This is a genomic window from Bacillus sp. SRB_331, from assembly GCF_003264175.1.
In the GTDB taxonomy this organism is placed as follows: Bacteria; Bacillota; Bacilli; order Bacillales; family Bacillaceae_G; genus Bacillus_A; species Bacillus_A mycoides.
The window spans coordinates 41,667-58,899 of record NZ_NADV01000046.1 but is presented as its reverse complement, the minus strand read 5'-3'; the positions used below and the strand labels follow the sequence as shown (position 1 = coordinate 58,899).

The following is a 17,233-nucleotide window of genomic DNA, read 5'->3' as shown; positions in this document are numbered from 1 at the left end:
TTGGGGGATTACTGATGAAGGTTTTACTTTATTAAATTTCTTTGATAATTTGCAATTCGTGTATAATCGTCTTCTAGCGCCCTTGATAGGTTAATAAATATCGGCAGTAATTGTCTGTATTCTTTTGTTGCTTCTTCTTTCGGTGTATGTTTGTAGGTACTGCCAACCATTTCGGAAACGATTTCAAAAGAATCAATTTTTCCTGTGGCATAGAGACCTAATATACATGCACCTAGACAAGAGCTTTCGTAGCTCTTTGGAACAACGACTTCAGATGCGAAAATATCGGACATCATCTGTCGCCAAACGTCAGACCTTGCGAAGCCGCCTGTTGCTTGAATACGGGTTACAGGACCATCCATGCATTCGGTTAACGCTAAGAATACAGTGTATAAATTATATATAACGCCTTCTAAAGCTGCACGAATCATATGTTCCTTCTTATGTGACATCGTTAAACCGAAGAAGGAGCCACGTACATCTGGATTCCATAATGGTGCACGTTCACCTGCGAGGTATGGATGGAATAATAATCCGTCTGCACCAGGTCTCACACGTTCAGCTATTTTAGTTAATACATCGTATGGATCAATTCCTAGTCTTTTCGCAGTTTCTACTTCTGATGAAGCAAGTTCATCACGAATCCAGCGAAGGACCATTCCGCCATTGTTTACCGGTCCACCAATTACCCAATGCTTTTCCGTTAAGGCATAACAAAATATTCTTCCTTTTTTATCTGTTTGTGGCTTGTCAATGATGGTCCGAATAGCACCGCTTGTCCCAATTGTGACAGCAATCTCACCTTTTCGAATTGCATTCACACCTAGATTAGAAAGCACCCCATCACTGGCACCAATGACAAACGGTGTTTGTGAATCGATACCAATCTTTTGGGCTAAATCTGGATTGCAGTTGCTAAATATTTGGGTGGTTGGTACGAGTTCAGATAATTGAGCTGGTGTTATACCAGCAATTTTTAAAGCTTCCTCATCCCAATCTAGTGTTTTTAAGTTCATGATACCCATGCATGAGGCGATGGAATGATCAACAACATATTGATCAAAGAATTGTTTGAAGATATATTCTTTGATTCCAATATATTTTTTCGTTCTAATAGCAATTTCCGGATGGTCATTCACAATCCATGTAATTTTACTTAATGGTGACATTGGGTGAATAGGTGTTCCTGTTTGTCTATAAACTTCATGGCCATTCAGTTCATCTTTGATTTTATGTGCCCATGCCTCACTACGATTATCTGCCCAAGTGATACAAGGTGTCAGCGGCTGATCATTTTCATCCATAGCAATGACACTATGCATAGCACTGCTAAATGAAATAAACGATGGTTTTTTATCTGAATGCTGTTTCGTTATATTTGATATCGCTTGTAAAACAGCTTGGAAAATCTCTTCTGGATCTTGTTCCGCTGTGGATATATCCGGTGTGCGAAGTGGATAACCAATATTCTCGGTTTGGATGACTTCGCCTTTTTCAGTAAATAAAACTGCTTTCGTACTTGTTGTACCGATATCTATACCTAACATATAGCTACTCATGTCCTTGCTCTACTCCTTTAGATAACATTTGTTGTGACATCCAGAGATCTTCAACTTTCCCTTGAACATCATCAAAGTTTTGATGTAAGGCCTCAATCATGAGGGCTCGATCTTTTGATTCGATTGCTTTTATATAAAGCTCATGATTTTTAATAACCCGTTCAAAGTCTTCGTACTTTTCCTTGAAACGAGTACGCATTGATAAAAGGATTAAGCTTTCCATAACAGGCTTTAAATTATTCCAAATCATCAGGATGTAGGAATGCTCAATGGTTCGAATAATCGTTTCATGGAATAAGAGATCTTGATAAGAAAACTCATCAGAATCATGATATTTAATGGCGATTTTCATCATTTCCATTATTTTATTTAGTTCTCTTACTAAATCATTTGTGTCCATCTTTACAAGTCGCTCAAAGATAAACGTTTCTATAAGTAAACGAACATCATATATTTCTTCGATTTCTTTCTCGGTTAAACCAATGACAACTGCGCCCATTCTTTCTAAGCGAATAATATTTTCAGAAGCTAGTACTTTTAATGCTTCACGAACGGGTGACCGACTTACAGAAAAATCGGCAGCTAATTTATTTTCCGATAGGATGGTACCGCTTTCAATTTCACCTGCAATAATGCGCATTCTCAGTTCGCTCGCAACACGATCACCTGTAGAAGCTTTTGAAAGCCATTTTTCAGGATAAAGAAATTCCATTGATTTCGTCATAAACTCACCTCGTGTTAATCAAGTATACTTGTATACAAGTATTATAACTCGGATTTTTAATTATGCAAGCGCTTTTATTGTTTGCTTTGGTTGTTTTAGAGGAAAGCCCCATAATTATCAAGCTAACAAATCGAGTCGCCCCAAAAACTATTATTGTTGATGAAGAAGATTTAGGGAATGGAAAACTGAAGAATACGATATCCAAGGACTTACATCAACATATTTAGCACTCGGGTTTACAATTTTTCGAATCAAAAATATAGATGTTAAGAATGTAACAGTAACCGAATTTGAGCATTAAAAACTTTTAAAAATTGAAATTGTATTGTAAAGTAATGATTTTACAAATAGAAGCAGTCTTATATAATTAAAGACAAGTAAAGAGAATTTAAATGATCCACAATAGAACGAGTAAAAATCAACAATTGTGCGGATTATTCAGATAACATTTCAACTTAAAGGTTATGTAGCCAACATATAGCTATGACGTTTCATAGTGTTAGGATTTAAATTATATTGGTTATTAACATTGTTAGGAGGTACTTAAATATGGAAAAAGTATTAGTATTGTTCAGTGATGCCCTCCTACTTGCTGCTCCAATTTATGAAGAAAACAAGCAGTTATGGGCCAAATGGAATAAATACTATAAAGAAGTACAAGAGAATCACGATAAATTAGTAACATCAGCTAATATGTCCCCTTCCTTTTCAACACTTGTTTCTTGGTTAGGTCAGAAACAAGAGCAAGGAATATCGTTGTTGAACATTTATGCCAATCTGGATAAATATAAAATTGAGATTCAAAATGTACTAAATAAGATCATTGAACAAGAATTCGGAGAAAAAGTTGAAGCAGTTGAACCAACTCAAATTTCAATTTTTGAAGATAGTCAGGTAACAGAACATATAGAAGATATATCGGATGATTACTATCCTGTAACCAATGACGCAATGTATTATCAACTACGTGATGGAATAGCAAAAAATCATTTTGAGGAAGATGAAGCAGTAGCAAAACAGGTACTGCCATTAGAAACAAAGAATTCAAGCGGAGTTGCACAACTATCTTCACATAAAGATGAGGATTTGAGATTAGTGAATACAAACGAAGCAGAAAGATGGTCTATATTGGTTGATGGAGTAATTAGTAATATGGATGATCTTACAGCAGACTGTTTGGATACCATTACAATACAATGGTTAAATCAAGCTAAATCTCCAGATGAATTCATAGATTTTAGTTATGAAAATGTATTGGAATTGTGTAATATGCCAAAAGCATCAGCTAACGGTGTAGAGTATTATCGTGCAGAAGATAAGATAAAGGTAGCGCAACGTATTGCAGCGCTGGCTAGTATCTTTATTTATTTGAATGATGATAATGAAGTCGTAGTACTGAATGATCAAGCAGAAACTGGCAAACAATTCGAAATGAAACGTGAAGTAATCAAAAGGCTGTTCGTACTTGATTCTGTAGTGCTATGGAGAGATAAGAATACTAATGAATACATGGGAATAGAATCCTGTAAGATTAAGCCAGGGAGTTTCTTATCAGGCTATTTGTATGGTTCTAATAGTACAACTGCTTTATTGTCAAAAAAAGCATTAGAGTATAATAGTTATAGACACAAGTTTCATAAACGTTTAATACGTTATTTATCCTGGCAGTGGCGAATTCGTCAACAATACAGCACTTTAAAAAGACCATACTCCATTGGTGGAGAAAAAGGTCTACTATCTGTCATCGGTATAAAAACAACTAAGGGTCGCCCAACTCGAATTCGTGAACAACTAGAAAATGTTTTAATTGATTTAGAAAAGGAAAATGTAATTTCACATTGGGCATATGCAGAGGAATTAGATGAAACCAAAATAGGAGAGCGTAATTGGTTTAAGAATTACTATTCAAAATTAGGAATCATTATCTTACCACCAAAAGAATTGATGAATAATATAGATAGTATGGTAAAGAAAAAAGCAATAGGTATGCAAGAGAAGCAGGAGGACCATTATATTGCAGAGACAGTAAAAAAAACTCCTGAAGGATCAGAAGATATGATACGAGAAAAAATTATGTATCAGCATATGCATCAAAACAAAACAATGCGTGAAATAGCGGATGAGATAGATCTATCCCCTGCTACGCTATCAAGATTCTGTAATAAAAAAATGAAGCGTATTTCAAAAAGCGTTAATGAAAAACTGAACAAGTGGTATGAAAGACAAATGATTATAGAGTCTATGTAAAAAGAAGCAGGTACCTTTACAGAGGTACCTGCTTCTTTTTAGTTTGTTCATTTTCTATATGTATTGCTCCATAATCGCGCCCGATTGTGGAATCACTTCTAATGGCTATTCCTAAAATCAGAAACCACTTATTTAATTCCCCCCTTTTAGTTTACGTGAAATTCGTTCAACTACTCGGGGGATACCGAGTGTACTTTTGTACATAATAAGATTGTTAAACGTTTAATTGAGGAGGGTTTGTATGGAACATAATAAAAAAGCTATAGAGAAGTCTGATTCAATTATGAAACCAAATTTTGCAGAAACTGATGCGCAAAAAGTAAAACAAGAAATTCAAAATGATGTAAGAGAAGGACAAGGAGCAATGACTTCCCGAGAAGCTGGGGCAATGCGAGATTAAGAAACCACTCCTTACTGGTTTTTTATTGTTCTTCTTTAAAATTTTAACCAGTAAGGAGTTATTCCGTATTGTTTAAAATTTTTCTTCGTTTCTTCACAAACTCATTTGAATTTTAGCATAAAGAACTAATTGTAAAATGATAATAAAGTTATTTGATTTTAAAAGCTCAAACAAGCATAACCCCGTTCTAAATATAGGACGGGGTTAAAAATATAGTTGCTTAATTTTGATATAAGATATTTCACTACACTAAAAAATATAATAATAAAGTCATTTAAAAATCTAAGTTTTATTCAACAATCGCGCCCGATTGTTGAATATTAAAGAATTCCAAAATAGTTACTCTATTAGTTGCTAAAGTCCCCGTTAGTACAAATAAAAAGGTTCACTTGTAACCAAATGTTACTATTATGACCCAAAATTACTAGAACTCATAAATAACAACCTAAAGAATTAATTAAAGTATAATACATTTATTAAGCAAAAAATTCACATCTTTTTATCATTATTTTATTATCAATTACTTTTTCAAAATAACCAAACTTGATTCGTACGATCCTTACGTTATTGAATCATGATTCCTCTTTTAGTAATAACATAATTCTCTGGTAAGCAATTTATGCCTGGATGATTTTCGCAACGTGAAAAAAGCTCTTTTAAATCTCGTTGAAAATCACTACGTGGACGCTTTGGTTCTGCAATTCCCCATTTATCCATGCACTCTAGAATCAAAGATTGAGCCTCCGGGTATATCCTTGCAGTTTCAAGAAGACAGCCGACCGCCACTGAGCGGGTAGGTTCCTCATATCTTTTCTTCAGTTTACCAACACAGCTTGTAGTCATATGCCAAAGCCATACGTGGTAAGTTAGATTACTATCAGGGATAGGTGTATCAAAGAATCCCCTGCGAATGCATGCCCATAAAGCTAGTATACTATTATTAGTGAGAGTAGAAGATTCTTGGTTATTAACATTGGTGACAAGTGAACTTATATGATTGGATATATTAATGCCTCTTTCAGCCAATCTCCGCCATATACTGCAAATGAACTCTTTTGTCGGTATATCATTTCTATAATAATCCGATAACACTAGCTCTACTACTTCCGGTGGCAACGAAACGTTTAAGGAAATTAATTCATCTAACATTACAGCTGCCCGGTACTGAACATATCGTTCAGAATCTAATTTATCTCGTTCCTTTTTGTCAATATACAATAATCGTGCGATTTGCGTAACGTATGGCTGCAGATCAGCGTCCCTACTCAGACTTTCATAAGCCACTTCTAATAAATCAGCAATTAATTCAGGGTTGTTCATTTGAGTGTAAACACCCTTATCATGCTTGTCATGACATAAGCTCTCGATATAGTTAACTATCCAATTTGCAGCTTTCGACGTTTCACCAGATGACAATATAAAATCAGCAAGGCTAGTCTTCATACTTTGGCGTTGAATAGATTCCCCAGAAACAAATTGCTGCAGCTTATCCAAAATAATATCATCTTTTAACATATCGAATACAGATCCCCCTTCACTGACCAGTAAAATTAGTTTTTTCAGATACTAAACTTATCGCTAGTCTCTCCATCCCTACACATTTTACCTTATTTTAGTAATTATTGCTGGAACAATTAAATAGTAACACATATTGGAACAGTCCTGCCAAACAACCCCATGAGGGATAGCACATCACCCAATGTTTAATTAAGACACTCCCTTGCTAAAACGTCAGTTCTTTTTCGCCAACAATCTGAAAAGATACCATTTTTCTTTCAAACTTTGGTTGATGAGGTTTTTGATGTTTTTTCACATTAAATGTATGTAGATTTAGCCGAAGACTAGTTTGACAAACAGAGACAGCAATCAATTATTCGACATTCATTCCGAAGATTACAAAGTCTTGGATACACAGTTACGTCGCAAGAACCTGAAGCTTCTTAATCTAGTCAACTATAATAATTGATCAATGAATTGGACGCTTTCTTTTTAAAAAAATTGAATGAGCTGCGTCTATTTTAGTTTTGCCTTTTTCCTTTAATTACAGAAGTTTTTTTTCATGTTAGTTTAGATACATTACTTCACAAACCTAATTAGATTTCAGCATGAATATCCAATTATTTCTTATTGAGTGCTATTCCATAAAATGGCCCGATTGTTGAATAAAATGACTTGCATTTTTTTAACAACTTTATTATTTTTTAAACGACTTTATTATAAACTAAACAACTTTTTTATCACTTAACACTAATCTCCTTTAGGAAATATATATATGAAATAATAAGAAGGTATGAGTTTGCAACCCACACCTTCTTATCCATAGAAATATTCAGTATCATATTTTCATAGTACATAGCATTTCAATCCTGATCTATGTCACCTTCGATATATTGACTGAGTTTATCTTTTATCGCTGCACTTTCTGGAGTCACCTCTGCAACTTTTCGTTTGTGAAGTCGTGAACCCCCTCCCATTTCATCTGAAGATAATGTATTTTCATCATCCTGAGAAACAGTAGCGGCCATTTGTTGTTGTAACCATTGCATTGTTAAGTTAGATGTTGTATTTTTACCGTTGATTTCTGCAGTTCGTTGTATTTCCTGTTCCTGCTGATTATGAGTGACAGTAGATGTATAAGCTGGCTCTCTATACTGTGGTGTATGTTTTGTCTTTGGCACTTCTATTGGAATTTCAGTAATAACTGGTGCTTTGTCGTTGAAATCAATAGGTTCTCTATGTGTTCTTGCTACTGTTACATCCTCTTTTTGAGTATTCACCACTTTATTAATTGTTATATGATCTGATGTATTGTTACCAGGAATTAATTCTGTAGTGACCTCTTTTTCCAGTTTAGGAGCAGATTTTCTTGAGTTATCTTGCACAAGTTGATTTTTTGTTAATTCAACTTCATGGTCAATTTCATCCTCGTTACTATAATAATCGTAAGTATCAGGATTTAACGTCGTTAACCAACTTTCAATTGCAGTAGGAGCAGTTGCAGGTGTGCCTAATTCTTCAATTACATTTTTTTCACTATCAACATCTGTATCTGTTACATAGTCATCATATTTAATTTCTGCGTTCAATGACTCTTCTCGAATTTTCAACCAATAAGCAGCTGCTTCTGCATCAACTTGAATTTTAGCTGTTTTAAACTCAATAGAAGGAACAAAGTTTGCATTTACATGTATTCCACCTTGTGGGGCGTTATCTTTTACAATTTTAGCAGCACACTGGAATGCTTTTTGAATTAAGATATCATTTTCAGAAAGAATGGGTACCTCTGTTTTCGAATAAGAGTAGGATGTTCTACGTGTACTTTGTGTTTTCGTTTCAGCTGTTACCATATCAATTTCTTGATCACCTTCACGTGCTTCATAAATTGTTTTCGTACCCATAAGCTTACTAAACAATTTAGCGTCTTCATTAGTAACATCACCATAAACAAGTTTATTACGAAATGTACCTAACAGGATATCCATGAATCTTGGGCCATGTTCAATTGCTAATTGACTAATTGTTTGTGCAATAACAATTAAAGGTGCTTTATATTTACGTGATTGAGCAGGAAAACTTTTAAATGCTTTATAAATGTAATCTGCAAACTCATCGACTAAAACAGGATGGTAAGGAGATACGTTAGGCTTACGACGGAAAACAGCATTCTGCACGGCATACAAACATAATTTACCGAATACATCAGATAGATCAGAAAGTTCCCCTTTCGCTGTATTGATTAAAAGGATACCTCCAAATTCCAAATGCTTTTCAAAGTCAAAATCTGATGGACCACATAATACACGACGGAGCAAAGGTTGAGCTGAAATATCATTTAATGTATTTCGTAAACCACGAACGAAGGTTTCTTGTTTATCAATAATCTTTGGCTGCCCATAGTATTTCCCTTCAGTATGATAAACAACTTCCCCTCCCCCACGACCGCCAGAAATTTCAGGCACATAGTTTAAATCAAACCATTCATCAACTTGTTTCATTATGCGCCAATGATTTCGCTCATCTCTATCAGGTATAGATTCAATATCATTTGGAAGTCGTTCTTTTAACTTGAGATGCATCTCAAAAACGAGATTAGCATCATTATACATATCAATTAAATGTTCAAATCTAGCTTCAAATTTTGAATCATGGAGTTTTAACAAGTAAATATGTTGTTTAAGATGGGAACGCTCAGATTGAACGAAGAAAGGATTTCCTGCTCCATTATCAGAGAGCCCCGTTAATACTGAACATAACATCTCAGCAACTTTATCAACTGGACCACGTACGAAATTTATTGAAGGGGTATCAGGATTTGTTGGATCTAAATAGAAAATAACACTTTCGGGAATCTTGTGTGCCAATACCAAGCTATATACCTTTTCGCAGAAGTCATTAGATGGCTCGATAACTGTAAGACCATTTACCTGCGTTCCTTTTACATCCTCTGAATGATAATCTTTTCTTGCATATAAGATTTTAAAGTTATTAATCATTGAAGCCATATAGTCAAGAATTTGATTAGCAATTGGTAAACCTAGTGCAGCTGATTTACCTGTACCAATGTTACCAATGATCATTATATTAAGTGTTAAAGACTTGCCCTGTATTACTGCCATTTCCCGTGTAGCACTGTTAGGGCCAAGAAAGATATCGGGTTCTGGCAATTTTGATGGATTTTTTTCAATGAAAAATCTGTGTAATGAAGTAGCAAGTTTTCGTTGACGATCATCATTCAAAAAGGAAAGCATCCAACCAGGTATTTTAAATACGTATTCCCATTTTCCGAATTCATCTAAAAGCTGTTTTTTATGTTCATAAAAAATCTTAAAGAGCCATAAGAGTACGAGAATAATAATAATTACAGGTATAGCAAATACAAGGTGCATGATATTACTAAAATTTGAAAGTATAGTATCCTCTAATCCTTTGTCATTTAGTGAAACTTCTCCAGCTTTCGAATGTAAGAATGGAATAAATATCTTAGCTAATGGAACACTAAACGCCCATAAGTACTGGGCAACTATACCAATTAACATCATCGAGAAAATAAACCATCTACGCTTTATCTCCTGATAGGTCTTAACCTTGGTTGATAGTTGCCAAGTATAAATTAAAATCCAAAAGCTAAAAAAGGTTTCAATGTAATAATTAGTTTCAAACGGATTACCGAAGATACTTAAAGTAGGTGATGGAGCACCCATTTGTATTAACCAGAAAGAAGCGTATTTATATATTCCTCTAAAAGCAAAATACCAAGCTAGCAGAAGTAGTAATGTCACAACATAGTAAGATGAGCGGGCTGCCAAACGATATTTCCAGCTTTTTGTAATGTCGATTGTGACTGTATAGGAATTTTTCTTACTCTTTCCAGTTTTAGGATCCTCCCCATTACCTGGTGCATTATTGAGTTCAGTATTCTTTTGAACTGCATTCTCCAAATTCTTGTTTCACCCTCTCTTTTAACGAATAAAAAGCAGCGGTGAAATTAAGCAATTCAGCAGAAGAAGCCAATAAAATATTCTCTGGTGCTATGGAGTTGTGATACAAGTCAGTAAAAATGGCCTGCTGTCCATGCTCTAATTCATCCGCTTCATATATCCCCAATATCTTAATTGGGTTTAGTGTTCGGTGTTGATTCTGCATAGCCAACAATCCTGATAATTGTTGTAATTTAAAGTGTGTGTTAACCTCCCCTACCTTAAGTATTGTTAATATACAAACTATTTCTAAGTAATCTAAAGAATTTTTTTCTTCAGCAGGTGATTTTTTTCGTAATACCAAAATGTCATCTGTTAGCTCAAGCAGTTTAGAATATTGAATTCCTTTCTCTTGCATTTCATTTTTATTAGATATCCACTCTACCGAATAAGAGAAAGAAGAATTTATGTTTAAACGTTCAGTGACTTTTTTGAATAGATGATCTTTGTTTGAACTACTAATTTCGCGAGCTTCTTGAAGTATATTATTTACTACAAGTGCTGAACTACCCATATTACATACATAAACATTTAGGTTGTTTACTACACTTAAACGTGGAATATTACCAAAAGCTTTTTTTAAATTTGTAACACGTGTGGTCCGTTTTTTGTAAGTAGAAATGGTATGGTAGGAATCATCAATAACAGAAAATAAAACGTAATACCGCTTAGATGGGTTAGCAGCAGCGATATCGAGATATTTTTTTAATTTATTTTCTAAAAACGGAATGTTTTCCGATCCTGTATCAACTTCAATATTGATAATAGAATTGTCACAAGTAATAACCCAATCCGGGATTATCAATGGATTTCCCTTTGAATCAGGATAAAATTCTTTAGATGGACGTAATGAATATACGAGTTGAGGTAGATCTGGTAGGAAGGAAACGGGTTGAAGTTCTGGCTGAAAAAATTCGCGGTATTCTTCATCTTCATATAAAAAGTAGACATCTTTTGAATCGGAATACATCAGGTTGGGCAATTGCAAGTTTTGCTTTACAATTGGGCTTAGCGGAAAGAGATAATCCCCATTACCGCCTACAATTGCACCGGCATGTTCATTGTTTGATTCTGCTTCAAGTAAATTTAAAACAAATTGCGTGATTGCTATATTGTGTTCATATTGCCTTTTAGTAACAAATGAGGTACTACAATCAGAAATCAATTTTAATCGATATAATATTTCAGCTCCTTTCAAAGAGATAGAAACAAAATCCAGTGTAAAGCCCCGCTTTTTTCTCACACTTATATTTTCCTTTTTTATTAATTTCATTTTTGTCCACTTAGTTAACTTTGATGAAAATGTAGTTCGACTTATAGGTTCCCCACTTATCAATTCATAAAATTTACGTAACTGAATTTGGGATACTGTTCGCTGTTCATATAAAAATAAAACTGTAAAAATATCAGAACGATTAAAATAAACTCCACGATCATTTTCCCCAACGATATATTTAACAGCATGATCAAATGATTTTTTCAAATTTAAACACTCCCTTGATATGGAAATAATATACGGAAACTTGCATAAAATCGAGTGCAATTATCATGAAAAGAAAGTAATTAATGTTGGATAAAATAAGCAGTTCAGTACATAAAAATGATTAATGCATATTTTAACTGAAATTTGCAAAAAAGTAACCCATTATCCCCTATGAACTCTTGGTTTAAAAACACATATTATTTCGTCAGGTGTGAGTAATAAAATTCAATATTCTCAAGTAGAAATTGGCTATTAGAGTTCGTCATATGTACTTCGACATAGATAAGAGAACATATGACGAACTCTAATGATGAAAAAAAGGGTTCGTCATATGTATTACGTCATATATGTGTAGAGTATCAAAAATAGATAAAATGTACAGTGAATATACTTTTGTATAGATGAAATTAAGTATTAAACAGAATTGCATCTAATTCTGTAGAGGTATTTGTTTATCAGAAGGAAAAATCACATCATAAAAGAAATAAGTAAATAAACATAATAAAGTAAATGAAAATTTTGTATATTTCATATTTTGCATGTTACAATCTGATTTAAGGGGTGAAAAAATGCGGAATTGGAACACAGAATATGGGTTAATAAAAAAGATAATAAAAAGTGAATTTGAAACGGACTTTCTTTATACCAAAGTAATCAACACATTAAGTAACGAACATGAGATAATCCCAATAAAGTTTGCAGCTCTAGATCCTTATAAAACGTATAATACCGCACAAGTCAGTAGAATTTTGAGGATAAAATCTAATCAATTAAGGTATTTAATCAACAAATACGGTGAATACATCCAATTAATAAAAAAAAGAGCTAAATATTCTATTTCATTTAAAGCTTTATACAGGATTTATTTAGTAAACCTATGTTTAACAAAGAAATTAATTAGTTTAGCTGAGTTTAGCAGCATCATGACTTCACATGTTAGTTATAGCGATTATATTGATATGAAATTGACAAGTTATACTGACAAGTTTGTAGAACTTAACTATAAAACTAGCCAATTGAATGAAAATGAATCACAATTTTATGTGTTATTCCTGCAAATATCAGAAATAACTACGGAATTAATAAAAGAAATAAATAAATATAATATGACATTAACAGCCCCTTTCCTTTCTGTTGACAACAGAGAGAGAAATGAGTTGGTAAATAAGAAACGGGATCATGAAGTTCTTTTCAATAAACTAAGTGTTTTATATAAAACTTTATAGTTAGAAGAGTAATACTTTATTAAGTATTACTCTTTTTTTATAGACTTATTTATACACTGTACATATAAGACTTATAAGTAAGACGTATAAAGATTTGTGATGATATTATATTGACATGAAATTAATATAAAAGCACATACAACCTTCATTTATAGGTGTTTTTATATAAGTCTTATATATAGTACGTACATATAGGCTGTATAAGTGTAATAGTGATACTAATAGTATCATATTTTAGGTGTATCATATGTTGAAAATATAAATCTAGATAGAGTTCTACATAAATACTGTCATTTTATTAAGTATCCGATAGTTATTGTTAGTTATATGAAATCTGATATTAACATGTTTTGTTTACTGCGCATATAAACGACTTACATATACGTCTTATATGTAAAGTGTTGATATGTAGGAGGTTAATGCGATTTTATAAAATGAAAATCATATATAAGTCTTGTATATAATGACCTTATACAAGACTTATATATAATGACTTGATATACGTCTTATAATGATGTAATATATTTTTAGGAATAATTAACCAACGTTTTAAGGGGGGGACAACTTGAACGAGGTATTAAGTGAAAAATATAAACAGAACAAATTTACCCATGAAGTTGTAGAAATGTTCGCAGACATTATTGAAGAAGACGAAATACTGTACAATGTATTTCATTACATAGGATCTCAAGTAAACAAACAATACCAAGAGACAAAGTATATGAGAGGTATTTCAATAAATGAGATAGTAGAAAATGTTGTTATTGATAGGAGAGTAAAGAAACCTAAGGGAAAATCCTATTCGCTAGAAATTGAAAGAACAAATATTTCAAGAAGGTCAGCAGAGGGAAGTGTTGGCACTTTAGCTTCTATGTCATTAATAACAGAAAAGATTATGCATCCATATAAGTTCCTGATTTCAACTATAAGAGGACAACAAATTTTAATTGAATTAGAGAGACGTAAAAATAATAAAGGAGAGATGTAAAATGGCAAAAAACTTTCTAAAAAATGAAGTCGCGGTAAAAATGACTATGGTTGGTTTTGGGCAAGCTGGTACTAGAATGGTAGATAAGTTTGCTGAGTATAAGCATACAGATGGTACAGCAGTATATAATTGTCTTGCATTAAATAGTAATGACGGAGATTTAGCTGAACTGAAGCATGTTCCAAAAAGCAATCAGGTTTCACTAAAATTAGGTGGTTTAGGTAAGAATCCTGAGCGTGCTGTAAAGGTTTTAGAATCTAATGATGATGCTAAAGATAAATTAAAGGAATTTATTACAGAACGTGTAAGACCATCTGATGAATTAGTGTTGTTTTTTGCTGGTTTAGGCGGTGGAACAGGTACATCTACAATTATTAAAGCAATTGAAGAATTCTCTGCTTTTCATAATAAGCCTGTTATCGCGGAAGAACTAAAAAGTATGGCAATGAAAATTCCTAGAGAAGAACTAATAGCAAATCAACAAAAGTATGCAAGAATTGCTTTCAATAATGCAATTGAACGTAAAGATTTCATTAAAATGGGTATTGTGGTTACACTTCCAGTTAGAGCAGATGGACCTGATGTACTAAGACAAGTAAATAAGTTCTCACAAGAAATTTGGAAGTTAGCAAATGATCCGGCTAAAGGCGTAGCATTTGTTGTGTTTGCAGATAATCAACATTTTTATGATGAGTTTAAAGGATTAAATGAAAATGAGAAAAAAGGTATTGCAAACTCACGGGACTATGCAAACCAGCGTATTGGAGACATTATTCATGAGTTAAACACAGCTGCAAACGGCTCAGGAACATCTGTAATTTTAGATTCCCAAGACTTTAAACGAATTCTTCTAGAAAGAAGAGGCTGCTTAGTAATTAATAAGGTTTCACGTAACATGAATCAAATTGAAAATAGTAAAGAAATTGTAGATATGTTCTCAGAATCATTGAAAGGAAGCTCATTCCACCATCCAATTGATCTAATGAAGACAAATGAAAATGGAGATTTAGAGGCATCAAAAGTTCATCATTTTGGTATGTTGGCAATTTTAGATGAACAAAAGAACATTGATGATTCATTTATGGATGACGCTAAGGTAGAAGTTACAAACAAACTACCAATCAATGGAACTGTTTTTAATGGATATCTAGTTAGTAAGAATGACTTTATGGGCAGCGTGTATACATTCTATAAAACAGATGCACTACCATCTCGCTTATCTAAAGGATTAGTCGAAGAATACAATGAATTTAAAGAAAAACAAAACCAAATCCAATATAAAAAGTCTCAAATTACAACTATTGAAGAACAAGATTCAGATGATGATTTCAACATTAATTTTGGTGATTACTTTGAAATAGAACCAGCTAAAGATGAAGAACAGAATGCACCAAATGATGAAGAATTAGCTGCATTTATGGATCCAGATAAAATGTTTGGAGCAAAATAAAAAATAAGCCTGGAATTTTCCAGGCTTATTTTTCTGTTTTCATTACATTTTTCATGTATTCAATCATATTCTCATCAATATAGTTTTCTATGAAAAGTTGTTTTTTCGCAAGATCTTCCTCTTTTTTAAACCAGCCAACTTTTTTAATACGAGTTTCTTCTGGTTGTGCGCTCCACTCTCTTTCAGCTTGTTTTCTTAACTCTGTACGCGCTCTATGTTGAATTATCATATTATCTAGTCTTTCTTGTCTTTGACGCTCTTTTACCATTTCAGGGTCTTCTGGTTCAGGTAGCACTGCACGTATAGCATCTTCAAATTTCCCTTGATACTCTAATTCAATGTTTTGTAAATGCATTTGAATCTTTTGCTCGACTATTTTTTCAATAGTCGCTGCAGCTTCCTGCATGTTTAATTGGGTTGAGACTTCACTGGCTTGATTTTCTGGAGAAACTGGTCTTAGTTCAAATTGATGTGGTAAAAGCTCAATAATTGCATCTAGCGACCATTTTTCATCCCTCTTTAGCTTGATAAATAAAGCTATGTCTAAATCCAGTGTGTTATATAGCTTTTCATTTGTATTATTGGTTCTTAATGTTCCGTGTAACCCCTTTTCCTCTAGGATATTGAACCAATTGTATACAGTGTTATGATGTCGGCCTACTAGTTTTGAAAACTCTGTTATTCGCCATGCTTTTTCAAACGCATCTTCATGGCTAGAGTTTGTATTATTTGGCTCAGTATGTTCAGTTGTATTTTGGTTACCTTGTTCAATCATTGTTATACCTCCTTGAAATATAATGGCGACAGTAAAATGGAATTAACATAGAAAGTGAGATTAACATGTTAAGTGTTTTTCGACGATATAAACCTAATTACCTCTATCGATTAACATTGACATGAAATATATCATTGATATGTAAAGTATCACTTATTAACATGACGTTGATAAATAAGGGTTAATAACTAACTATTGTTAATGTCTTGTTAATAATTTGTTAGTCATTAATGGTTATTGTTGCTATGAAATTAACAAATTAGTCTACAATATATTAATGATAAGAAAATATTAGTGATTTGTAAATAAATTATAAGGATATAGAATTAAACTTAAAGATTCAAAAGCTAAAAAGTATGTATAAATGTAAAGCGAAAAGCCCATACTAATAGTAAATAAAGGCCTATATTTACTATAATTTATGATACTCGGTAGTAGAAAACTAAGAACTGTATAGTTAATTGGTTTCAGTAGGTCATTAGAATGCACATGAAGGTTATTATAGGTTATTGAACTACTTTTAATGCGGTTTAATATAAACTCACTTTTTCTAGGGGTCACCGCCCTTTACAAGTGATCTCTATATAATCAAAATTGATTCATACAATGGCTACTTTTAAATCGGAAGTAATAAAAAACGATTTATTGTTTTTGGCTACTATCAAAATGCTTTTAAGAATGATATCTTCTCCGGTTTATCCAGTGAATTTTGCTATAGAAAAAAACATTTTAATAGATGTAGAATCTAAAACCCTATCTGTATGTATATTCTCAATTTTAGAATCGATAATTGTTAATGTCATGTCGATACGGATTGGTGATAGTTGATATGAAACTATCATTAATTGATAACTAGCCCTATTAACATGTCAATCTCAGGTTATATATCAATGATAAATAAAGA

At 32.9% G+C, this 17,233-nt stretch carries 11 protein-coding genes; 5 read left to right on the top strand and 6 right to left on the bottom strand.

Annotated elements, in window-relative coordinates; genetic code table 11:
* Positions 1-23: 23 nt before the first annotated feature.
* Together gntK and gntR are read right to left on the bottom strand one after the other, a co-directional pair.
* Complete coding sequence (gntK, locus tag B5P42_RS27065) at positions 24-1,559, bottom strand: gluconokinase (protein ID WP_113735671.1); 1,536 nt, start codon at positions 1,557-1,559, stop codon at positions 24-26.
* Positions 1,552-2,283 (bottom strand): gluconate operon transcriptional repressor GntR, encoded by a 732-nt coding sequence (gene gntR, locus B5P42_RS27060; protein WP_000167473.1) that lies wholly within the window; start codon positions 2,281-2,283, stop codon positions 1,552-1,554. Before gntR ends, gntK begins: the two co-directional genes overlap by 8 nt.
* A 549-nt stretch (positions 2,284-2,832) precedes the next feature.
* Between gntR and B5P42_RS27055 the strand changes: the two genes are divergently transcribed.
* Together B5P42_RS27055 and B5P42_RS32150 are read left to right on the top strand one after the other, a co-directional pair.
* On the top strand, positions 2,833-4,530 hold the full coding sequence (locus B5P42_RS27055; protein WP_113735670.1) for an XRE family transcriptional regulator: 1,698 nt from the start codon (positions 2,833-2,835) through the stop codon (positions 4,528-4,530).
* A gap of 241 nt (positions 4,531-4,771) precedes the next feature.
* Positions 4,772-4,930: a hypothetical protein gene (locus B5P42_RS32150; RefSeq protein ID WP_181458837.1), complete on the top strand. Its 159-nt coding sequence runs from the start codon at positions 4,772-4,774 to the stop codon at positions 4,928-4,930.
* 564 nt (positions 4,931-5,494) lie between these two features.
* On the opposite strand, the gene B5P42_RS27050 is transcribed toward B5P42_RS32150, so the two are convergent.
* From B5P42_RS27050 to B5P42_RS27035, 3 genes are all read right to left on the bottom strand, one after another.
* Positions 5,495-6,445, bottom strand: coding sequence for a hypothetical protein (locus B5P42_RS27050; protein ID WP_113735669.1), 951 nt, complete (start codon positions 6,443-6,445; stop codon positions 5,495-5,497).
* A gap of 845 nt (positions 6,446-7,290) precedes the next feature.
* A complete protein-coding gene (locus B5P42_RS27040) occupies positions 7,291-10,368 on the bottom strand; it encodes a type IV secretory system conjugative DNA transfer family protein (protein ID WP_113735668.1) in 3,078 nt (1,025 codons plus the stop codon).
* Positions 10,340-11,890 carry a replication-relaxation family protein gene (locus tag B5P42_RS27035; RefSeq protein ID WP_113735667.1) on the bottom strand — a complete coding sequence of 517 codons (1,551 nt, stop codon included), beginning with the start codon at positions 11,888-11,890 and terminating at the stop codon, positions 10,340-10,342. Before B5P42_RS27035 ends, B5P42_RS27040 begins: the two co-directional genes overlap by 29 nt.
* Before the next feature lie 539 nt (positions 11,891-12,429).
* Between B5P42_RS27035 and B5P42_RS27030 the strand changes: the two genes are divergently transcribed.
* From B5P42_RS27030 to B5P42_RS27020, 3 genes are all read left to right on the top strand, one after another.
* The gene (locus B5P42_RS27030) at positions 12,430-13,116 is read left to right on the top strand and encodes a hypothetical protein (protein ID WP_113735666.1); all 687 of its coding nucleotides are present in this window, start codon (positions 12,430-12,432) and stop codon (positions 13,114-13,116) included.
* Positions 13,117-13,681: 565 nt separating this feature from the next.
* Complete coding sequence (locus B5P42_RS27025; RefSeq protein ID WP_002187393.1) at positions 13,682-14,104, top strand: hypothetical protein; 423 nt, start codon at positions 13,682-13,684, stop codon at positions 14,102-14,104.
* Position 14,105: 1 nt separating this feature from the next.
* Positions 14,106-15,554: an FtsZ/tubulin family protein gene (locus B5P42_RS27020; protein WP_002187392.1), complete on the top strand. Its 1,449-nt coding sequence runs from the start codon at positions 14,106-14,108 to the stop codon at positions 15,552-15,554.
* A 25-nt stretch (positions 15,555-15,579) separates the two neighbouring features.
* On the opposite strand, the gene B5P42_RS27015 is transcribed toward B5P42_RS27020, so the two are convergent.
* A complete protein-coding gene (locus B5P42_RS27015; protein WP_113735665.1) occupies positions 15,580-16,329 on the bottom strand; it encodes a MerR family transcriptional regulator in 750 nt (249 codons plus the stop codon).
* Between the last annotated feature and the right edge of the window lie 904 nt (positions 16,330-17,233).